The following is a 20,084-nucleotide window of genomic DNA, read 5'->3' as shown; positions in this document are numbered from 1 at the left end:
CTCGAGCCACTGGTGGTACTTTTCCGGAAGGAGGCGCAGTTTTTCGCGGCGCTCGGAGCGGGAAAGCAGAGGAGGGGGGGATTTCTGCGGACCGGTCTTTTGCTTTAAATTAGACTCGTCGCCAAAGCTCCGGGGAGCGATCGTCGCACTGGAAACAACGCCCAGACAGAGGGCAGCCACGAGTGCGCAATTCTGCAAACCGGTTACTGCCGAGCGTCTGATACCGATGACCATCTTTCTCGATAATAATGCGACGACCCGAATTCATCCCCGTGTCCTCGAAACGCTGACCTCCGCGCTCGAGTCGACGTGGGGCAATCCGTCGAGCGTTCACTACACCGGACGCAAAGCCCGGCAGTGCCTCGAGGAAGCCCGTGCCGGGGTCGCCGAGCTGCTGGAAGGGGAACCGTCCGAGATCATCTTCACCAGCGGCGGCACCGAATCCAACAATGCTGCTATTTTCGGTCGGACCCTACTAGACGAAAGTGATCGTTTCCACATCGTAACCACCAGCATCGAGCATCCCTCGGTCCGCTCGGTCATTCAGGATCTCGAACGGCGAGGCTGGCCCGTCACCAGGGTGGACCCGCAACCCGATGGCGTCGTCAGAGCGGAAGACGTCGTGGCCGCCATCCGGCCCGAGACCCGGCTCCTGGCAATGATGCTCGCCAACAACGAGACCGGTGTAATCCAGCCGGTCGCGGCAGTCGCCGAAGCCTGCCGCGAAAGGAACGTCCATATCCACTGCGACGCCGTCCAGGCGATCGGCAAAATTCCGGTCAACGTCAGGGCTCTCGGTGTCGATTCCGTCTCGCTGTCCGGGCACAAGTTTCATGGACCGAAGGGAATCGGGGCTCTCTGGCTCCGGAAGGGCGTCACGCTCCATCCGCACATTCTCGGAGGCTCGCAGGAGCGCCGCCGACGGGCCGGGACCGAAAACCCGCCGCTCGCCAGCGCCCTCGGAGTCGCGGCGGAGCTCGCGAGAGAGGGGCTCGCGCGAATGAACGAGGTCGCCGCCATCCGCGATGAGATGGAGCACGGTCTTGTCGATCGTGTCGAGGACGTCGTCATCCGCGGTGCCGCCGCGCAGCGTCTGCCGAATACCAGCTCCGTGACGTTCGGCGGCTGCGACTCCGAGTCTCTGATCATCGGGCTCGACATCGAAGGCTTCGCCGTGTCGGCCGGCTCCGCATGCTCGTCGGGAAAGGTCGAGGCGAGTCACGTCTTGACAGCCATGGGACTATCAGAGAGGGATGCGAAGAGCACGATCCGAATTTCTCTCTGCCAGTTCACGACGCGGGAAGAAATTTCCAGCTTCGTCGAGGCAGCTGTCCGGCTCGCCGATTCCACACGGGAGTCGAGAATAGGGACGTGACCGGATGAGCGAGACGGCTACGATCTTCGAAGGCGATCTTTCGGGTATCGATTTTCCGGACGTCCTCACTTTCATCTCGATGACCAGGAAGTCGGGGGACCTGCACGTGGAGCGCGATGCAGAGCACCGCACCCTCTTCTGGAAGGACGGCGAGGTCGTCTTCGCCAACTCCAACAGCTCGGACCATTCGCTCGGAGAGTTTCTGCTCAGGAACGGAAAAATCACCCAGGAGCAGTACGAGAAGTCCTGCGAGATGATGGAACCGGGCGTCAAACACGGGAGAGTGCTCGTCCAGCTCGGCTACCTCTCTCCCAAGGATCTCTGGTGGGGGGTCAAGGCGCAGGTGCTCGAGATCATCTTCTCGCTCTTCACGTGGGACAGAGGGCGTTTTCGCTTTCTCCAGAGCGAGCAGGAGCTTCAGGAGAAGATCACGCTCCAGATCAACACCTCGATGCTCATCATGGAAGGGATCCGGCGACTGGACGAATCGGGACGAATCGACGAGCGCATCACCAGCGACAAAATGGTTTTCGACAAGGTTCAGGGCGCCGAGATCAATCTCGAGGATCTCGATCTCGGCGAGAAGGAGCAGAAGCTCTGGGATCAGATCGACGGCGAGAAATCCGTCCGGGATCTCGTCAGGATCGCGTCGAAGATGACCGAGTTCGAGGTCCGGCAGCTTCTCTACCAGATGCTCACTGCCCATCTGATCGACGAAGTCGAGCAGAAACAGTTCCAGCCCGTGTTTCTCGACGTCGAGGACTCCCCCGACCTGCTCCGAGTCATATCCGTGTACAACGACATGTTCGAGCATCTCTACAGTGCGCTGCTCGACGCGGTCGGTGATGCTCGTGCGAGAACCGTCTTTGCAGCCGCCCTGAGCGAGACCGAGCGCGATGCCGTCTGGGAAGGAGTCCGGTTTGGCGAATCCGGACGCTTCGACGAGAACATGCTCGTGGCGAATATTTCCGAGCTGCCCGGCAGCGAAAGGAAAGTCGTGCTCGACGAGGGACTCAACAACCTGTTGTCCATGCAGCTGTTCGAGGTCTCCCAGCACCTTCCTGCCGAACGGAAAAACGAGATCTTCGAGTTCATCTCCAATCGCCGCAACGAGATCGAAGCCATCCGGGTCGGATAGATCTTCCGCATGCGTTCAGCCACTCCGGCAACGCGATCTCTGCTCATCGCACTCGGTCTGTTCATTGTCGTGACGGCGGTCATCCTTTTTCTGGAAGCCCGCGGATATCCGCACGCTCCTCTCGTCCAGGAGTCCGGGCTCGTCGAGCAGGCCAGCGCTCTGCTGTGGTTCCTCTCAGCCGCCGTTTTCCTCATTCCCCGAGGACGTTCTCCGCTCGACCGCTTCTCGCTCGGGTACCTCGCTGCGATCTCGGGTCTTCGCGAGCTGGACGCGAACAAGCGGATCTTTGAATGGAACCTTTCCAAAATGGTCAACCTCGTCAAGCCGGAGCTGCCGCTGATCGAGAGAACCGGCGCAATTCTCCTGATCTTCATCCCGATTCTTCTCGCTGTTTCAATCCTGCTGATTCGCTGGGCTCCCCGGTTCACCGACGCATGGCGCTCGGGCGCGGCCTGGTCGAGATTCGCCGCCTACTGGGTGGTGCTCGCCGTAGCGGCTCTCATCGCGGACAAACTGAGCTGGCCGATTCGGGCCCTCGGAATCGAGCTCTCGAGCTTTCCGGCTCGCGCGATCGAGGAATCACTCGAGCTCGGACTGGTCGTCTTCACACTCCTCTGTTCGCTCGCGTTTTTCGTTCGTTCCGAGAACTCGGGCGAACGCTTCGCTTGAGGCGCGGGCCCGGTTCGTCATCCGCCCAGCGGCGTGCTTTCTGCAATCGGTCGGCAATCGGGGACGATCCGAGTTGCGCGAGCGCTCGCCCTGGTGATCGACGATGACGACCGACTCGAACAACCCCGCGGCGGAACGGCTGAAGCTTCAGAACGCCGTTTCGTCGCTCCTCGCGTCGGGCGGAACCCTGCTCGAGGTCGCCGACGACCTGCTTCGCCTGCTGACCGAGTTTCTCGGCTGGGACATCGCAGCTTTATGGCTGTCCACCCGGGATGGACCCCTTCGTGCGGCACGGATTCACGAGAAGGATTCTCGAAGCGCGGAATCGCTCCGCGCAGCAACCGGTGAAGCGGTACTCGAGAAGGGAGCGGGCCTTCCCGGACGCGCCGTGGAGCAGAAGGAAAGCGTCTTCGTTCCCGATCTCGCACGCGACGAGCTCTTCGTTCGAAGCCACGATGCGCGCCTGGCGGGCATCGTTTCGGGTCTCGCGATCCCGATCATCGCGGGAGGTCACGCGATCGGGGCGCTCGACTTCTACAGCCGCTCCCCCCGATCGATCGAGAGCGAGCTGCTCGCTACGCTCGGGTCGATCGGTCGCCAGCTCGGTCAGTTCATCGCAAAGCTCCGTCTCGAAGGCGCTCTCTCCGACTCCGAGGGAGGATACCGGGCAGTGCTCGAGAGCATCGCGATCGGGGTCGTCACGATCGACACCTCGAGCAGAATCGTCGCCACCAACCCCGCGCTCGAATCGATGTTCGGCTACAACAGGGGCGAGCTCCTGGGACGCCAGCTCACGGATTTGATGCCGCCACACATGCGTCCCCTTCACGAAATGGGGATCCGTCGCTATCTCGAGACCGGACGCCGCCACATCGCATGGGACGGAACCGAGTTGCCCGCCATTCGGAAGGACGGAACTGAAATCATCGTTTCGGTGACCTTCGGTGAGCTCCGGCAGGCCGGAAGCACTTTCTTCACCGGATCGATTCACGACATCACCTCCAGACGCGAGGCCGAGCGGGAAGCCGCCAGCCTCCGGTATCGGATGGACGAGCTCATCGCCTCGATCCCGGGAGTCGTCTGGGAGGCGTGGGGCGACCCCGATAACCCGGCCCAGACGATCAGCTTCGTCAGCGAACAGGTCGAGAGCATCCTCGGTTACTCGCGAAAGGAATGGCTGTCGACGCCGAACTTCTGGCTCGGGATTGTCCATCCCGAAGACCGCGACCGGGCGGCGAGGACCGCCCGAGAGACTCTCGAGGGGAAGCGAACGGCGCCGAACGAGTTCCGCTGGATCACAAAGGACGGTCGCACGATCTGGGTCGAATCCCACTCCGTTCCCGTTATCCGGGACGGAAAACCCGTCGGCATGCGGGGCGTGACGCTGGACGTGAGCGAACGGGTACGCGGCGAGGAGAGGATCCGGATACTTGCCGCCGCGGGAAAGATTCTCACCGAGTCGCTCGAGTACGAAGAGACGCTCGCCCAGGTCGCCGACCTCTTCGTCCCGGCGCTCGCCGACTGGTGCGTGATCGATCTCCTGGACGCCGATGGCAAGCTCGCCCGCCTCAAGGTCAAGCACGTCGACCCGGAAAAGGTCGAGCTCGCACAAAGGCTCGAAAAGGAGTATCCGACCGATCCCGATTCTCCCCGCGGCGTCGTCAACGTGATCCGAACGGGGGAGCCCGAGCTGATCTCCGAAATTTCCGAAGGCCTCGTTCGCGAAGCGGTCCGTGACGAGGAACATTTCCGGATTCTCCAGGCGCTCGGGCTTCGCTCCTACATTGTCGTTCCGATCGCCACCCCTGGCCGCATACTCGGTGCGATCAGCCTGGTGACTTCGACCGAGTCCGGCCTCCGCTACGACGAGGAGGACCTGGAGTTCGCGCTCGAGCTCGGCAGACGGGCTGGCCAGGCGATCCGGAACGCAGAGCTCTATCAGGGCGCTGCCGCAGCGAGCCGCGCCAAAGACGAGTTTCTCGCTACCCTCTCGCACGAGCTCCGCACGCCGATGACCGCCATTCTCGGCTGGGCCCGGCTGCTCCTGCTCGAGGATCTCGACCCGGAGCTCCAGAGGGAAGCCATCGGTACCATCGCGACCAGCGCCGACGCACAGGCGGAGCTCATCGACGACGTGCTCGACGTGTCGCGAATCGTCACCGGCAAGCTGAAGCTCGAAATCGGACCCGTCGACCTTCGGGGGATTACGCACGACGCCGTCCAGGGGATCTCTCCCGCGGCAGCCGCGCGCCAGATCACGATCCGAGAGTCGGTCGAGGAGGTCCCGCTCGCTACAGGAGACGAGGGCCGCATCCGCCAGATCGTCTGGAACCTCCTCTCCAACGCCGTCAAGTTCACTCCGAAGGGCGGCCGTGTCGAGGTGCGCCTCCGTTCGGATCGCTCGTCGATCATTCTCGAGGTCGAGGACGACGGCATCGGAATCGCTCACGAGTTTCTGCCGAGAGTTTTCGAACGATTTCAGCAGGCCGAGAGCTCCACCTCACGCGAGCACGGAGGTCTTGGCCTCGGCCTCGCGATCGTCCGCCATCTCACGGAGCTCCACGGCGGAGAGGTCGAGGTTCAAAGCGAAGGTCTCGGGAAGGGCTCGACCTTCCGCGTGGTACTCCCGACTGCCGCTCTTCATTTCGAAAAGGACGAGCTGCCACACGATTACACAGTCGATCATCAGGAGACCGAACGGCGTCTTCCACGACTGCGACACTGCAGCATTCTCGTCGTCGACGACGAGCGTGATGCACGCCGGCTCGTCTCGACGATCCTTCAGCAGTGCGGCGCGACCGTCGCGACCGCCGAATCCGTCGACGAAGCTCTGTCGCGGCTCCGCGACCAGATCCCCGACCTGATCGTGAGCGACATCGGAATGCCTCATCGCGACGGATACGAACTGATCCGCGCCGTTCGGAATGCTCCGGATGAGCCGCTCCGTTCGATTGCCGCGATCGCGCTTACCGCATACGGGCGCGACGAGGATCGTCAGCGGGCTCTCGACGCAGGGTTCGACTCCTACATCCGGAAACCCGCCCATCCGGTCGAGCTCGCAGACGAAGTCGCCCGCCTGCTGGACCGCCCCGCCAATCAAAAGAAACCGGTGTGACGTGGCCTGGACCCGTCGTCCTTACGAGAAAGAATCAGCCCCGAGCGCGCGGACTTCCTCCCGTTCCTCGCGGTCTTCGCCTGTGATTGAATACGCACCAATGAAGCCACAGCCTCTTCCGTATCCGATACTCATCGTCATCCTGATCGCAGTCTCTACCTGCACGACCACACAGGTTCAGCCGCCCCTCACATTCACGCTGGACACGACTGAGCAGGCAATCGTCGACGCCGCGACCGCGCGCCACGATGCCACCATCGCGCTTCTCGAGGAAGCCGTCCGAATTCCGAGCGCGACCTCGAATCACGAGGGCGTCCGCCGCGTCGGGACGGTCTTCGCCCGGGAGCTCGAATCGCTCGGGTTCGAGACGCGATGGATCGACCTCCCGCCCGAGCTCGATCGGGCAGGACACCTCATCGCCGAGCGAAGCGGGTCGGAAGGAAAGCGGCTGCTTCTCATCGGGCATCTCGACACCGTGATCGACGGAGACTGGTTCGAGCGCGATGGCGACATCGCCCGCGCGAGCGGCGGCGATGACATGAAGGGTGGAAACGTCGTCATGATCGAAGCTCTTCGCGCGATGCAGAGCGCTGGAACGCTCGATGGTCACCAGATTATCGTCTTTCTCACGGGTGACGAAGAAGAAGGCGGCCGCCCGCTCTCCGTCGCGCGCGCACCGCTCGTCGAGGCGGCGATGCGAAGCGACGTCGCCCTCGCATTCGAGAGCTCGTCTCCAGGTTCAGTCACGATCGGAAGACGTGGTGTCGAGCAGTGGCGCATCGAGGTCGAAGCGCGCACCGGGCACTCTTCCGGGATCTTTCGTCCGGGTATCGGGTATGGCGCCTCGTACGAGGCGGCGAGAATTCTCGACACAATCAGGAAGTCGATCGATGGAATGCCGAACGCTGCGCTCAACCCCTCCGTGGTTCTCTCCGGAAGCCAGACCAGCTTCGACGCCTCGGCGCATCACGGATCGACCGGCGGCGTCACCAACATCGTCGCCGACAAGGCCATCATCGAAGGTGACATGCGCTTTCTCACCCCCGAGCAGAAACAGCATCTGATGTCTCTCGTCGAGGAAATCGTCTCCACCGGAAACCTTCCACGAACCTCGGCCAGAGTCTTCTGGAACGAGGGTTATCCCGCGATGGCACCCACGGAAGGAAACCGGTTCCTCGCGAAAGTCCTCGATGGCGTGAACCGTGATCTCGGGCTCGAGCCGATCGTTCCCGGCGATCCCGGCCGGCGCGGTGCGGGCGACGTCTCCTTCGTCGCCGATTACGTCGATGCAATCGACGGCCTCGGATCTCACGGGAGCCATTCCCACACGATCGACGAGACCGTGCGGCTCGATACGCTCGGAATCCTCGCCGCGCGCATCGGAGTGCTGATCCACAGACTCACCGACGCCGGCCGTCTCGCCCAGCTCGGCTACTGACGCCTTTCAGCGCGAGCGTGGTCGAGGTCCTGTCGCCCGCTGAAGCGGGCTCACACTGTTTTGGGACGATCTACTGTCCCCCGGCTGAAGCCGGGGGCTAAAATCTTTCGCCCGCTGGCGCGGGCTGAACGAGAATCATCGTCTCGCGAATTTTCCAATGCTCCCGAAGGTTCGGCGTTCTCTCGCCCGCTGGCACGGGCTAATCGAGGATGAATGCTCTCGCGGATATTCAGCCTCGAAGAGAACCAGCTCCCTGGCGCGGGCTGCGAGTGAGGATTTTAGAGCCCGCGGAGCGGGCTGTGAGTGAGGATTTTAGAGCCCGCGGAGCGGGCTGTGAGTGAGGATTTTGGAGCCCGCAAAAGCGGGCGACAGAACCAACGCCCATCCGCTGATCGTCGCAGGGTCGCTCAAAATGAACGTAATCCCCGAAGCCGCCGAACGGCGGCGACAGTTCTCAGCCCCCGGCTTCAGCCGGGGGACAGAGACCTCGCTTCGAAACAGTGTGAGCCCGCTTCAGCGGGCGACAGAACCACGAGGTTGGCGCGAAGCTACATTTTGTCGGACAAACAGTGTGTTTTATAGGATGAATAGCGCTTTTTTACCTATGGAATGTACATCAGGACGACGACAACCGCGAGGCGATCAAGGCGAGCTCACCGCTCACCTCCTCGACGGTGACCCTCGAGCGCTCAATGGCGGAGATGATCCTGAGGACCGCTTCATGAACGACAGGATCATCGCCCGCGTGACGATCGATGACCTGAACCAGGCTGAGAACGGCCATCATCGCATTATTAAGCTCGTGCCGCAGCTGCTCGTCGAGCGCTCGCGGTGTGAACCCCTCGGTCATGAGGGCCTCGGATTGTCCCTCGGAGTTTCACAATTGTCGAGCGGGTCTGTTCAGACAACCTGCTTCATCGCGACGCCGGCGACGACGTAGAGCGCCGCGGCGGTGACGCTCACTGCATCCAAGCCGAAATGGATTGACAGCAGAACCGCGAGGATCGCGCTGACGACCGAAGCGCACCCGTTGATCCCCCATGCCCATGCAATCCAGGAATCGCCTCCGGAGCGGATCCGCTCGAGCGCCGCGGGAAATGGAATGCCCATCAGAAAAGCGAGAGGTGCAATCGCCATCACCGACATCGCCACCTTTGCTGCATGAGGAAGCGCGGCAATCCAGTCCGAGGCAAGCATGAAAATCAGAAGACCGAGGAGAATGACGACGGCGATCGCCACGGCTGCGCGAAGGAGGACCGTATCGGCGGCGCGCGATTCGTCGAGTCCCGGCAGCCGTCGTCCCCACAGACTTCCTGCTCCCGCAAACAGGAGGAACGAGGCGATGACGATCGTCACCGCTTCCAGAGGCCGGCCGAGAATGGCGGCGATCCGATGAATGGCGACAATCTCGACGAAAAGGAACGCCAGACCGAGCGCGCCGAAGGTCGTTACGATCCTCCACCCCGCCGGAAGGGCCGGATGTCGTTCACGCCGGACCATCCGCAGAGGAAGCAGAATCAGCACCATCCCTGAAAGGATTGCAATGACCAGCGTCAGAACGAGTACCGGATAACCCGATTCGAGCAGCGCGAGCCCGCCTTCCTCGCGGAGAGCGAGCAGCTCACGAACAGTTCCGGTCTTCATCCGAACCCCGAACCACGGGCGATCGTCGGTCGGCGCTGTGAGATCGAACTTGTATTGATCGATGAGCTCCTGGCGCGAGCTCCGGCTTCCCAATATCGCCGCTGCGCTGTCCCCAAACCATGGCTCGGCCAGCTGGTTGAACCGGTTCGACTCGAATGATTCCCCTGCAAGCCAGACGAGATCGAATGAATGAGATTCCGCAAAGCGGCGAAGCGAGGCCGTATCCGATAAGGTGAAGGGTGAATTCGAGAGAAGAACGACACCGCGATCCCATCCCCGCAACGCAGCGACGTGCCTTTCCGACCCGTCATTGCGGCGCTCGACGGCGTTGGCGATCGCGACGAGGAGCCGCGGAATCGAACGGGGAGGCGTCTCGACCGGCGCCGTGATCGCGATCAGCCCCTCGTCACTCAGATGATCCAGCATCCGCCCGAAAGACTCCTCGGTCACCGCCCTTTCCGGCTCGAGCGAGCCGCGGCCAGCGTCGAGCGGAATCAGAATCAGATCGAGCTCACCATCGACGTTCGCGAGCCCTGACCGAAGCGTCTCTCCCCGGAGCTCGACGCGCTCGGACTCGAGAATCTCTCCTCCCCATCCCTTCGCGTCGAGCGCCATTGCCGAGAGCCGCGTATCGGGCTCGAGCACGATGATCGATTCGAAACCGACCTGATGAAGCCTCACGATCTCCGGAAGAGCCGTCAGCCCTACGACCAGCGCTCGTCGCGAAGAAGCCGCAACATCGAGCGCGAACACCGCGCCGAACACCGTGTCGTCGACATGTCGCAGCGCCTGGTCGGAACGGTTGAGAATGATCGGCCCTTCGCCATCTACGTAGATTCCTCGCTGCAACGGCAGATCCTCGAAGTGCTGGAGACTGAGGCCGGGTGCGAGTCGCAGCGGCACATTCGAGTTTGCGAGCATACGCAGATCGGATTGCGCGCTGCTTCCCCGGGCAATAATTTCTGCGCCCGGTACGCGAAGAGCCTGTGAGAGCGCCTTGTACTCGCCTGGCTCGAGCCGAAAGGGAAGGAATACGGCGATCGCAGCGGTCAGGAGAAGCCCCGCGGCGGGCACCCAGATCAGCCTGCGTGCGATGCCGAAAGCGATCAGCCCAGCCGAAACGATCGACAGCGCGGTCAGCATCTGCCACGCCGCTTCAGGTCGGACGAGTTGCAGAAGACCGGCAGCGATCACCGCTCCCGCGGCCGCGCCTGCCAGATCCGCTCCGTAAACGCGCCGGATCGAGCCGGACCACTCCATCAGATTGAGACCGATGAAGGTACCGACACAGAAAAAGGGCACCGCAAGAAGGAGGTAGATGACCAGCAGCCGGAACGCCTGCACGGGGTTCCAGAGAAGCTCGAGCGACCGCCACTCGACCCGCAACGCCAGCGCGAGTGTCAGCGGGAGCACGACCGCGAGAATCGAAGGAATGATGACGGCAACCACGGGGTAGAAGCGCCGCGCCGGCTTCCGGAAGATGGCGAGCGCCGTACCGCTCGCACCGAACCCGAGAAGCGCCAGGCTGATGATCATCCAGGCGAACAGATCCCACTCCGCGATGGAGAAGATTCTCATCAGGAGAATCTCCGAGGCGAGTCCACACGCGGATACGACACCGACCGCCGCCGCGATCGCTCCCGGCACTCGGGAACCAGCGGATGCTTCCGGGATCAATGCTCGCCCGTGAGCGGGACGAAGCGGACCGGAAGAATCTGACGCGTCGTGATGGCGCCCTCCGCATCCTTCTCGATGAGCATGAGCTGCTGAATCGAAAAGGCCGGTCCCACGGGGATGACCATCCGCCCCCCCGGAGCGAGCTGGCGGATCAGCGGCGGTGGAATCCTTCCCGCCGCCGCGGTCACGATGATCGCATCGAATGGCGCCTCGTCGGGAAGCCCATGATAACCGTCGGCGTGGCTGACCGACACGTTGTCGAAACCGAGCCGCTTCAGGCGATCTTTAGCCTGTTTTGCGAGTGGCTCGATGATCTCGACAGTGTGAACGTGATCGACCAGCTCGGCGAGAACCGCCGCCTGGTATCCGGAGCCGGTGCCGACCTCGAGCACGACGTCATCCTTCTCGACATCCAGAAGATCCGTCATCAGCGCAACGATGTAAGGCTGGGAGATCGTCTGGCCGTGGCCGATCGGCAGCGGACGATTATCGTACGCATCCTTCCGAAGCCGCGGTGGAACGAAATGATGTCGCTCGACCTCCGCGATCGCCTTCATGACTCCGGCATCCAGCTCTCGTTTTCCGATGTGCCGGCTCGTCATCCGAACGTCAGTCTCGATCTGACGGACGAGCCTGGCTCGCGCCTCTTCATACGTCGAGCGTTGCGCATCTGCCGGCCAGGCGACGACGAACATCGCGAGTGCGACTGCGGACCACCGGATCGTCAATCGATTTCTCATACCTGAACCTACAATTCCTGGCGATCCGTGATTCCAAAGCAAAGCGGTCGTGGGATAAAGCTCGAAGCTCGCCGGAGCCTCCGGTCACGAAATACACGGTCGAGGGCGTCGGCTCGAAGGCGGGTACAACGGGCGCGGAAAATTCATTAGAGGGCGGACTCGACATCGGTGCGCGAGAAGTCGTCGCCCCTGAAACAGAGCGGCTCGCTCCGAATCCGGCTGAGAGCATAGGAAAAGCAGTCGCCGAAATTCAGGCCGGCCTGATGCCGGCCTTTTCCGAAGCGTCGCCACGCAGCTCGCGCGATGTCGGCCTGCTCCCTGTCAACGGGAACGATCTCGATTGCCGCTCGATAAACCAGGTAGTCGAGCTCGCGCTGTCCGGCATCGCCGAACCGGGTTTCGATGACGATCGAGCTCTCGACCAGATTGGCGGCCGACATCACCCTCGATTCCGCGGCCTCGATCGCGGCTGCGATTGCCGCCGCCTCGGGTTCCGCCAGGAGAATCGCGAGGATTGCCGACGTATCCAGCACCATCAGCCGGGAAGGCCCTTTTCGTCGTAGCCCAGGATCTCCTCGGGCGAGCGGTCGTCCAGGACGGGAAGCCGGGCGCACCGCCGGCCGATTTCGAGCAGCGCCTCCGCCAGACCGCCGTTCCTGCGAGTTTCCAGACGCTCCAGGCGCTCGCGGATCGAAGTCGTGATTGCTTCAGTCAGCGTTTCTCCGGTTTTCGCCGCGAGCTCTCTGACGAGACGGTCGGTCTCTCGGTCCTTGATGCTGAGCGCCATTTAGCCTGTATATACATCCATATAGATGTATATATTTCAGGTGAGCGGCCAGTCCCGGGTCAGGTAGTCCGAGAGGGTGATCAGAAAAAGGACCACGAGGAAGACGACCGAGCCTATGACGATCATCCCGATGATGCGAGGGCTGTATTTCACATGCATGAAGATCAGGACGACGGCGGTCGCCTTGCCGACGGCGATCAGAATCGCGATGGGGGTGCTCAGCATGCCGAGGTCGACGAAAGCGACGGCAACCGTGACGGCAGTCAGTACCATGAGAAGCGCGAAGATCCCGACGTAGGTCGGCACCGGGGTGATGTGGTGCATCGCGTCGGCGTGATGCTCTTCTTGTGTTTTCTCATCCATCATTGCGGGTGCCTTCCGATGAGGTAGAGGAGAGGGAAGAGAAAGATCCAGACGATGTCGACGAAGTGCCAGTAGAGCCCGACGACCTCGACGGGTCCGAAGTAATCCGGGGTGAAGTGATTCCGGTGCGCCCTCCAGGCGATCCAGGCGACCAGCCCCATGCCGATGACCATGTGCAGAGCGTGCAGTCCCGTCAGCCCGAAGTAGAGAACATAGAACATCTCCACGGTCTGCGGCAGGACATCGGAAGGAAGAGGATCGTGAAACTCGAACGCAGGGCCGGGAACCAGATGATGCTCCCAGTGGTCGTAGTACTCGACCGCTTTGATCCCGACGAACACGCCTCCCAGAAGCATCGTGAGGATCAGGAAGCCGATGATCGCCTTCCGCCTGGCAAGCTGGGCAGAGCGGACCGCCAGAGCCATCGTCAGACTGCTGAGGATCAGCACGGCAGTATTCGTGGTGCCCAGAACGAGATCCTGATGCTGGCTCGCTGCGATGAAGGCGTCGTAGTAGTTCAGCCGGTAGACGACGTACGCGGCCAACAGACCTCCGAAGAAGAGAATCTCCTGCGCCATGAAGAACCACATCCCGAGCGTGGAGGACTCGTGCTGCTGGAACAGGTCCTCGAAGTGGTGCTGGAGAAAGCGGTGCTCCTGCGCCTCGGCTGTCGTCGTATCAGACAACTTTCGCCTCCTGAACATGATCGGGGAAATCTGCCTCGGTGAACGTGTACGCCGGACTCGTCACCACCGGCGTTTCTTCGAAGTTGTGCGAAATCGGGGGCGATGCGATCTTCCATTCGAGGCCCGTCGCTCCCCACGGATTCGGCCCCGCGATCTTCCCGTATTTCAGCGACCACATCAGATACGCCAGCGGCAGGAGATACCCGATCGCCAGAATGGTTGCGCCCGCGCTCGACAGGATGTTCAGCAGCTGGAACTCCGGAACATAGGCGTGGTAACGCCGCGGCATCCCGAGGTAGCCGAGCAGAAACTGCGGGAAGAAGGTCAGATTGAATCCGACGAACACGATGACGGCCGAAACGCGCCCCCACCATTCCGGAAACATCCGGCCCGAAATTTTCGGCCACCAGTAATGAATCGCGGCGAAGTAGGCCATGACCGCACCGCCGACCATGATGTAGTGGAAGTGCGCCACGACGAAGTACGTATCGTGGAAATGGAGATCCATACCCATTGCGGCGAGAAACAGTCCCGTGAGCCCGCCGATCGTGAAGAGACCGATGAAACCGAGCGCATACAACATCGGTGTGTCGAGAGAAACCGACCCCTTGTAGAGCGTCGCGGTCCAGTTGAACACCTTGATCGCCGAGGGAACCGCGACGAACATACTCAGAAAAGAGAAGATCATCGCCGAGTACATGCTGATCCCGGCCACAAACATGTGATGTCCCCACACGAGAAAGCCGAGGAACGCGATTCCGAGGCTCGAGAACGCGATGAATTTGTAGCCGAACACGCGCTTTCTGGAGAACGTCGCGATCACCTCGCTGATGACGCCCATCCCCGGCAGGATCATGATGTAGACGGCCGGGTGTGAATAAAACCAGAAGAGATGCTGGAACAGGACCGGATCGCCCCCGAGTGCCGGATCGAAGATCCCGACCCCGAGGACGCGCTCGAGACCGATCAGGAGCAGCGTGATCGCAAGCACCGGCGTCGCCAGCACCTGAATCAGGCTCGTTCCGTAAATTGCCCAGACGAACAGCGGGAGCCGGAACCAGGTCAGTCCCGGAGCGCGCATCTTGTGGATGGTCACGATGAAGTTGAGCCCGGTCAGGATCGACGAGAATCCGACGATGAACGCGCCCATCGTCATCAGGAAGACGTGGCTGTTCGAATACGCCGTGCTGAAAGGCGTATAGAACGTCCAGCCCGTATCGACGCCGCCCAGCAGAATGATCGCGATCGTTCCGATCGCGCCGATCATGTAGAGGTACCAGCTGAGGAGGTTCAGCCTGGGAAACGCCAGGTCCTTCGCTCCGAGCTGCAACGGAAGAACGAAGTTGCCCATCACGGCCGGTATCGACGGGATCAGGAAGAAGAAGATCATGATGATCCCGTGCAGCGTGAACATCCTGTTGTAGGTGTCGGACGTCACCAGGTCGCCTGCCGGCGTCATCAGTTCAACTCTCATCAGGAAGGCGAAGAACCCTCCGAGGAAGAACATCAGCGTGATCGCGACGAGGTAGAGAATCCCGATCCGCTTGTGGTCGAGCGTCAGAAGCCAGGACTTCACGGAATAGCCGTCGTGAAGGTAGTTCGGCTTCGCCGGTCTCGACCTCTCGGCTGGTGGTCTCATGTCCAGGGCGTCACTCGTCATCGCTTCCCCCGTCCGTTTCATTCTGCACAGCACGCTGGGCCGCGGGAGGCACCGCTTCTCCTCCGGTGGGAGTCGACATCACCGGCGCCGAGTCCTCGGGAGAAGCGAGTGACTTCAGATACGCGATGAGTTGCAGGACCTGTTCTTCGTTGAGCTGGCCCGTGAAGCTCGGCATGATCGCGTCGAAACCCATCACGATCTTCTCGCGAGGATCCAGAATCGATTCGCGCAGATAGCCTTCGTCGGCCACGACCCGCTCACCGGTATCCAGGATGACATCGGTGCCGAAAAGTCCCGTCAGCGTCGGGCCTCGAGCGCTCGAGTCGTCCGTATGGCAGGTGTTGCACGCGTACTTGCTGAAGAGCTCCTCTCCCTTTTCCGCTGCGGACCCGGAGACCCCACCGGAGATCCACTGCTGATACTCCGCTGCCTCCACCACGTACACCTTCCCGATCATGCGGGAGTGCTCCGTTCCGCAGTATTCCGAACAGAAAAGATTGTAGACGCCCGGTTTGGTTGCCTCGAACCAGGCGTAGCGGTACCGGTTCGGCAGCACGTCCGTGTGGACACGAAACTCGGGAACGTAGAAATCGTGGATCACGTCCTGCGAGATCATGATGAGCCGGATGGGCTGACCGACCGGCACGTGAAGATCGTTGATCTCGGTCTGTCCGCCCGGATGGTGGAACTTCCACATCCACTGCTTGGCGACCACGTAAACGTCGGTCGCATTTCGCGGCATCCGGTTGATGTCGAAGTACAGCCATGCTCCCCAGAAGAAAATCACCATGAAGACGAGGAACGGGATCACGATCCACGAAGCCTCGACCCACTTGTTCTCGTGAAGCTCCGGGGGAATCTCGGTATCCGACCGTCGCCGGTATTTCACGGCGAACACGACGATCAGCGCGGCAATGAGAACCGACATGACCGCCGTGACCAGCACGAGGAACCAGTAGAAGATGTCGATCTGCCCCGCGACGCTCGAAGCCGCTTCCGGCAGTATGGGTACGTTATCCAGCAAGATTCGAGTCCCTGTTCTTTCTCTCTTTTCGAATGAGACTGAAAACGAAGCCGCCCAGGATCAGCACCGTCGCCGATCCCGCGACCTGGAGCCCTCTCATCACGGCGGGTGTGTATCTTCCGACGGATGCGTCGTATGAAAAGCAGACGAGCATCGCCTGATCGACGATTGTCCCGACACGCCCCTCCGATGCTTCCACGATGGCGAGCCGGAGATCGCGAGCCTTGAACTCGAAGCCATAGAAATATCTGGCGATCTTTCCTTCGGGAGTCAACACGACCACGACCGCCGAGTGCGCATACTGATCGAGCGCATCGTCATAGGCGAACCCGAAGCCGATCGAGTCCATCAACTGACGGATCGTCACCTTGTCGCCCGTGAGGAAGTGCCAGCCGTTCTCGACTTCCGCGCGTCCGTACCGTCTCGCGTAAATCTCCTTTTTGGCTGCGGCCATATCGGCTGTTTCTCGATCGTCGAAGCTCACGGTGACGACCTCGTACTCTTCACCGATGTCGAACCGGAGCTCCCTCGCGACATTCACCATTCCGTCGAGAACGAGATTGCAGAGCATCGGGCAGCTGTAATACACCGGCGTCAGCACGACCGGTTTTCCCTTGTCGAAGTAGTCCTGCAGGCGGACCGTTTTTCCGCTCTCGTCCACGAGCTCCAGGTCGAGTGGGATCTCCGAGTCGATCCGTTGAACCAGCTGCACTCCGTCCACGGCCGACCGCGGAAAGATCTGCGCAGAAATCGGTGCCGCAGACATCAGGAGCAGCAGAACCGGCAGCGCGCGCCTCACGGTTGCTCCTCCGCCCGCTCGATCGCTTCGCCCATGAGCGTGTCCGGTTCGGGTGAGGTCTGCGGAGCGGCGCCGACGCCGCTACTCGCCCACTCTGGCAGTTCCGCGCCGAGGGCTCTCACCTCGGACATCGCCTCGGCCGCATCGGTCCTCACCGGGTAGCCGCGACGAAGCGCGAGATCCTTGGCCGCTTCGATCGGAACCCGGACCACGCCCGCGGTGCCGCTCTCCCCGTACCTCTCGAGGATCTCCAGCTCCGATTTTCGAAACTGGTCCAGCTCCTCGATCGGAACCGTCCAGTGGTTCGTGAAGTCCGGTTTGTCCGCCGGAACATTCCCATAGACGAAGTCCTGCCGGTCGGCCGCCGCAGGGATCGCGCTCACCGCTTCCGGATCGAACTTCCGATCCACTCGTAGAAAGAGCTCGTAGGTACCCCACAACAACAGCAGCATCAGAATCGAGAATACGATGAAGATCGCCGATCCGATGAGGACGGCGCGAACGTTGATGTCGGTTTCCTCGTGGTGGACGTCCACGTGCACGGGCGTAGGACCGTGCTGGTCGTGAGCCTGGAGATGTTCATCCATGACCGACGACCTCCCTGTTGAATTTTCCTGCCTCGACCCTCTCCCGAATCCATGGATCTCCCTCCATCAGAAGGGAAGCTCTGCCGAGGTACCAGAAGAAGATTGCGGCCCAGAGTCCGAATGCCGCGACTAAAGCAGCTCCGTAAACCCAGAAGGCCGCACCGCTCTCACCGAATGCCGGGCCGATCAGCCAGTAGAAGTCGACCGCGTGCATGAAAAGAATCCAGGCGGCAACGAGTCGCAGTACCTGCGGCCGATCCTTGATCGACCGCATCAGCAGCATGAAAAACGGCAGGAAGAAGTGAAAGACGATCAGAGTCACGGCGATCCATCCCCACACCCCGTGAGTCCTCCGCAGGTAGTAGGGAACCTCTTCCTGCAGGTTGCCGTACCAGATCAGCATGAACTGCGAAAAGGCCGTGTACGCCCACAGCATCACGAAAGCGAGCTGAAGGTTGCCGAGATCGCGGAACTTCTTCGCCGGGAAAATCGAGCCGTAATGCCCCTCGACCCATGTCCTGGAGGCAACGATGATCGAAAACGCCATCGCCGAGAGGAGGCAGCCGACGATGAACGAAAGGCCGTACATCGTGGAGAACCAGTGGGGCTCGAGCGACATCATCCAGTCGACCGAAGCGAGGCTGATGGTCAGCGCCATCACAATCAGACCACCAGCGCTCAGGCGGCGCATTTTCGTCAGCGTCAGCGCGCCCCGGTCCTTCTCGAAGCTCCGCCCCCAACCGATGAGCAGATAGGCCATCACCGACCAGATGACGAAGTATCCGATCGTACGGAGCGAAAACGCTCCCTGAGTCAGGTAGGCCGCTTTGTGCTGCAGGATCGGATCGCTCGCGACGACATCCGCATGCGACCATTCGTAAATCGAGTGAATCCCGAGCAGCACGGGTATCGAGAACGCGATGAGCCACGGAAGCGTCGAGGCGCCGGCTTCGACGATTCGGCGGATGATGAGTCCCCAGACGCCTCCGGTGAGCGTGTGAATCATCAGAAGCACGAGACACCCGATCGCAATCGTCGACACGAACGCAAAACCGAGCAGCCACGCCCGAAGGGCGAGCTCGATGGAGAGTAACAGGGCGCCCGCAATCAGAATCGCGACGCCGATCACCCCCACGATCAGCACCGGCTTCATGAGACGGCCGAGAGGATGATGCTGAGGATTGACTTCCATCAGTGTCCTTCCCCTTCCGTCTGAACCGCCGTGCCATGGGGCACCTGCTCGCTGGCGGCTCCACCCGCGAGATCCGATTCGAGCCTGGCGCGCTGCTCGGCGCTCAGGGCGGAGACCGGAACCGTGCGGCTGAGCTGCAGCGCCTGGATGTACGCTGCGATCGCCCATCGATCCTCGTGCGGAACCTGCGCCGCGTAGCTCGGCATCGCTCCGAAGCCGTTGGTCATCACATCGACGTAATGGCCGGGCGGATGAGCGAGGATCGTCGGCGAATGAAACGACGTCGGCTGGCGGAATCCGCGCTGCACGATCATCCCGTTCCCATCGCCTGTCCGCCCGTGACACGGCGTGCAGTAGATGTTGAACCGCTCCTCACCTCGATCGAGGACCGCCCGCGTTATCTCGAACGGGTACGTCGTCGCGAGCTCACCATTGACCCGACCAGTGTAGAAATGGTCGTCGAGCCGGAGGTGACCGCGCGCAACCGTGCCCATCGGAGGCTTTCTCGCCGACTGTCCGTCCTCGAAGAACGTCGTCGCCTCGAGCGGATCGTAGTAGGGAGCCTCGGCCATCTCCTGGCGGCACCCGGTCGCCGCCGTCAATAACATCACCATCACGACCAGAAGGCCGGAGGCTCGCATCTCAGAGCGGAACATCGGAAACCTCCGCGGCTCCGGCCGCCCTGAAGAGATCGCGAACCGCACCCTCCTCGAACTTCGGATCGGTCGATTCGATCGAGATGAAGAAACGGTCCTCGGTCGCTCTCTCGAATCCCTTGACATTGAACACAGGATGGTAGGGCTCGGGCAGACCGTTCAGGACGATCATCGCAATCGCCGCCGTAAATGCCGCAAACAGAATCGTCACCTCGAACGTGATCGGAATCCACGCGGGCCAGCTGTAGAGCGGCTTTCCTCCGATGTTGTAGGGATAGTGGATCACCTGAGCGAAGTACTGCATGCCGAATCCCGTCAATCCTCCGATGATTCCCGCCGCCAGCACCAGGGCGGGCAGCTTCGTTTTCGGCAGGCCGAGACTCGCCGTGAGCCCTTCGATCGGAAACGGCGTGTATGCGTCGACTCGCGTGTACCCGGCATCGCGCACCCGCTCGGCCGCGTGCATGAGCGCTTCGACCGAATCGAATCTCGCGATCAGTCCAAAGCTCGATGGGGTGATGTGAGTCTGCATCA

General features: G+C 61.6%; 19 protein-coding genes. 5 read left to right on the top strand and 14 right to left on the bottom strand.

Features of this window, described 5'->3' with window-relative positions; genetic code table 11:
* Nucleotides 1–220: 220 nt before the first annotated feature.
* The 5 genes from KY459_11650 (at nt 221) to KY459_11630 (ending at nt 7,735) form a co-directional block, all read left to right on the top strand.
* The gene (locus KY459_11650; protein MBW3565370.1) at nt 221–1,375 is read left to right on the top strand and encodes a cysteine desulfurase; all 1,155 of its coding nucleotides are present in this window, start codon (nt 221–223) and stop codon (nt 1,373–1,375) included.
* A 4-nt stretch (nt 1,376–1,379) separates the two neighbouring features.
* Nucleotides 1,380–2,513 carry a DUF4388 domain-containing protein gene (locus tag KY459_11645; GenBank protein ID MBW3565369.1) on the top strand — a complete coding sequence of 378 codons (1,134 nt, stop codon included), beginning with the start codon at nt 1,380–1,382 and terminating at the stop codon, nt 2,511–2,513.
* Between the two features lie 9 nt (nt 2,514–2,522).
* The gene (locus KY459_11640) at nt 2,523–3,182 is read left to right on the top strand and encodes a hypothetical protein (GenBank protein ID MBW3565368.1); all 660 of its coding nucleotides are present in this window, start codon (nt 2,523–2,525) and stop codon (nt 3,180–3,182) included.
* A gap of 103 nt (nt 3,183–3,285) precedes the next feature.
* Nucleotides 3,286–6,297 carry a PAS domain S-box protein gene (locus tag KY459_11635; GenBank protein MBW3565367.1) on the top strand — a complete coding sequence of 1,004 codons (3,012 nt, stop codon included), beginning with the start codon at nt 3,286–3,288 and terminating at the stop codon, nt 6,295–6,297.
* A 100-nt stretch (nt 6,298–6,397) separates the two neighbouring features.
* On the top strand, nt 6,398–7,735 hold the full coding sequence (locus KY459_11630; protein ID MBW3565366.1) for a M20/M25/M40 family metallo-hydrolase: 1,338 nt from the start codon (nt 6,398–6,400) through the stop codon (nt 7,733–7,735).
* A 616-nt stretch (nt 7,736–8,351) separates the two neighbouring features.
* Here KY459_11630 and KY459_11625 read toward each other — a convergent pair.
* The 14 genes from KY459_11625 to KY459_11560 form a co-directional block, all read right to left on the bottom strand.
* On the bottom strand, nt 8,352–8,585 hold the full coding sequence (locus tag KY459_11625) for a hypothetical protein (GenBank protein MBW3565365.1): 234 nt from the start codon (nt 8,583–8,585) through the stop codon (nt 8,352–8,354).
* 50 nt (nt 8,586–8,635) lie between these two features.
* Nucleotides 8,636–11,026: a hypothetical protein gene (locus tag KY459_11620; protein MBW3565364.1), complete on the bottom strand. Its 2,391-nt coding sequence runs from the start codon at nt 11,024–11,026 to the stop codon at nt 8,636–8,638.
* A 26-nt stretch (nt 11,027–11,052) separates the two neighbouring features.
* A complete protein-coding gene (locus KY459_11615; GenBank protein ID MBW3565363.1) occupies nt 11,053–11,796 on the bottom strand; it encodes a protein-L-isoaspartate(D-aspartate) O-methyltransferase in 744 nt (247 codons plus the stop codon).
* 146 nt (nt 11,797–11,942) lie between these two features.
* Nucleotides 11,943–12,332 (bottom strand): type II toxin-antitoxin system VapC family toxin, encoded by a 390-nt coding sequence (locus KY459_11610; GenBank protein ID MBW3565362.1) that lies wholly within the window; start codon nt 12,330–12,332, stop codon nt 11,943–11,945.
* Entirely contained in the window at nt 12,332–12,583 is a 252-nt protein-coding gene (locus KY459_11605; GenBank protein MBW3565361.1) for a type II toxin-antitoxin system VapB family antitoxin, read from the bottom strand. Before KY459_11605 ends, KY459_11610 begins: the two co-directional genes overlap by 1 nt.
* Nucleotides 12,584–12,619: 36 nt before the next feature.
* A complete protein-coding gene (locus tag KY459_11600) occupies nt 12,620–12,946 on the bottom strand; it encodes a cytochrome C oxidase subunit IV family protein (GenBank protein MBW3565360.1) in 327 nt (108 codons plus the stop codon).
* Nucleotides 12,946–13,650, bottom strand: coding sequence for a cytochrome c oxidase subunit 3 family protein (locus KY459_11595; GenBank protein ID MBW3565359.1), 705 nt, complete (start codon nt 13,648–13,650; stop codon nt 12,946–12,948). The genes KY459_11600 and KY459_11595 overlap by 1 nt, the downstream gene beginning before the upstream one ends.
* Entirely contained in the window at nt 13,625–15,271 is a 1,647-nt protein-coding gene (ctaD, locus tag KY459_11590; GenBank protein MBW3565358.1) for a cytochrome c oxidase subunit I, read from the bottom strand. The genes KY459_11595 and ctaD overlap by 26 nt, the downstream gene beginning before the upstream one ends.
* A gap of 10 nt (nt 15,272–15,281) precedes the next feature.
* Nucleotides 15,282–16,316, bottom strand: coding sequence for a cytochrome c oxidase subunit II (gene coxB / locus KY459_11585; protein MBW3565357.1), 1,035 nt, complete (start codon nt 16,314–16,316; stop codon nt 15,282–15,284).
* On the bottom strand, nt 16,306–17,115 hold the full coding sequence (locus KY459_11580; protein ID MBW3565356.1) for an SCO family protein: 810 nt from the start codon (nt 17,113–17,115) through the stop codon (nt 16,306–16,308). The genes coxB and KY459_11580 overlap by 11 nt, the downstream gene beginning before the upstream one ends.
* A complete protein-coding gene (locus tag KY459_11575) occupies nt 17,112–17,702 on the bottom strand; it encodes a hypothetical protein (GenBank protein MBW3565355.1) in 591 nt (196 codons plus the stop codon). Before KY459_11575 ends, KY459_11580 begins: the two co-directional genes overlap by 4 nt.
* Nucleotides 17,695–18,894, bottom strand: coding sequence for a hypothetical protein (locus tag KY459_11570; GenBank protein MBW3565354.1), 1,200 nt, complete (start codon nt 18,892–18,894; stop codon nt 17,695–17,697). The genes KY459_11575 and KY459_11570 overlap by 8 nt, the downstream gene beginning before the upstream one ends.
* Nucleotides 18,894–19,550, bottom strand: a complete 657-nt coding sequence (locus KY459_11565; protein ID MBW3565353.1) for a cytochrome c — start codon at nt 19,548–19,550, stop codon at nt 18,894–18,896. Before KY459_11565 ends, KY459_11570 begins: the two co-directional genes overlap by 1 nt.
* The gene (locus tag KY459_11560) at nt 19,537–20,082 is read right to left on the bottom strand and encodes a DUF3341 domain-containing protein (GenBank protein ID MBW3565352.1); all 546 of its coding nucleotides are present in this window, start codon (nt 20,080–20,082) and stop codon (nt 19,537–19,539) included. The genes KY459_11565 and KY459_11560 overlap by 14 nt, the downstream gene beginning before the upstream one ends.
* Nucleotides 20,083–20,084 lie beyond the last annotated feature (2 nt).

This window comes from Acidobacteriota bacterium (assembly GCA_019347945.1).
In the GTDB taxonomy this organism is placed as follows: Bacteria; Acidobacteriota; Thermoanaerobaculia; order Gp7-AA8; family JAHWKK01; genus JAHWKK01.
Note: the sequence above shows the minus strand (reverse complement) of the source record. Positions and strands in the feature narration are given on the sequence as shown.

Excerpts from the sequence above, each read along its gene's own strand:
- KY459_11645 (MBW3565369.1), top strand. The coding sequence starts at position 1,380 with ATGAGCGAGACGGCTACGATCTTCGAAGGCGATCTTTCGGGTATCGAT.
- KY459_11640 (MBW3565368.1), top strand. The coding sequence starts at position 2,523 with ATGCGTTCAGCCACTCCGGCAACGCGATCTCTGCTCATCGCACTCGGT.
- KY459_11635 (MBW3565367.1), top strand. The coding sequence starts at position 3,286 with ATGACGACCGACTCGAACAACCCCGCGGCGGAACGGCTGAAGCTTCAG.
- KY459_11630 (MBW3565366.1), top strand. The coding sequence starts at position 6,398 with ATGAAGCCACAGCCTCTTCCGTATCCGATACTCATCGTCATCCTGATC.
- KY459_11625 (MBW3565365.1), bottom strand. The coding sequence starts at position 8,585 with ATGACCGAGGGGTTCACACCGCGAGCGCTCGACGAGCAGCTGCGGCAC.
- KY459_11615 (MBW3565363.1), bottom strand. The coding sequence starts at position 11,796 with ATGAGAAATCGATTGACGATCCGGTGGTCCGCAGTCGCACTCGCGATG.
- KY459_11610 (MBW3565362.1), bottom strand. The coding sequence starts at position 12,332 with ATGGTGCTGGATACGTCGGCAATCCTCGCGATTCTCCTGGCGGAACCC.
- KY459_11605 (MBW3565361.1), bottom strand. The coding sequence starts at position 12,583 with ATGGCGCTCAGCATCAAGGACCGAGAGACCGACCGTCTCGTCAGAGAG.
- KY459_11600 (MBW3565360.1), bottom strand. The coding sequence starts at position 12,946 with ATGGATGAGAAAACACAAGAAGAGCATCACGCCGACGCGATGCACCAC.
- KY459_11595 (MBW3565359.1), bottom strand. The coding sequence starts at position 13,650 with ATGTTCAGGAGGCGAAAGTTGTCTGATACGACGACAGCCGAGGCGCAG.
- ctaD (MBW3565358.1), bottom strand. The coding sequence starts at position 15,271 with ATGAGACCACCAGCCGAGAGGTCGAGACCGGCGAAGCCGAACTACCTT.
- KY459_11575 (MBW3565355.1), bottom strand. The coding sequence starts at position 17,702 with ATGGATGAACATCTCCAGGCTCACGACCAGCACGGTCCTACGCCCGTG.
- KY459_11570 (MBW3565354.1), bottom strand. The coding sequence starts at position 18,894 with ATGGAAGTCAATCCTCAGCATCATCCTCTCGGCCGTCTCATGAAGCCG.
- KY459_11565 (MBW3565353.1), bottom strand. The coding sequence starts at position 19,550 with ATGTTCCGCTCTGAGATGCGAGCCTCCGGCCTTCTGGTCGTGATGGTG.
- KY459_11560 (MBW3565352.1), bottom strand. The coding sequence starts at position 20,082 with ATGCAGACTCACATCACCCCATCGAGCTTTGGACTGATCGCGAGATTC.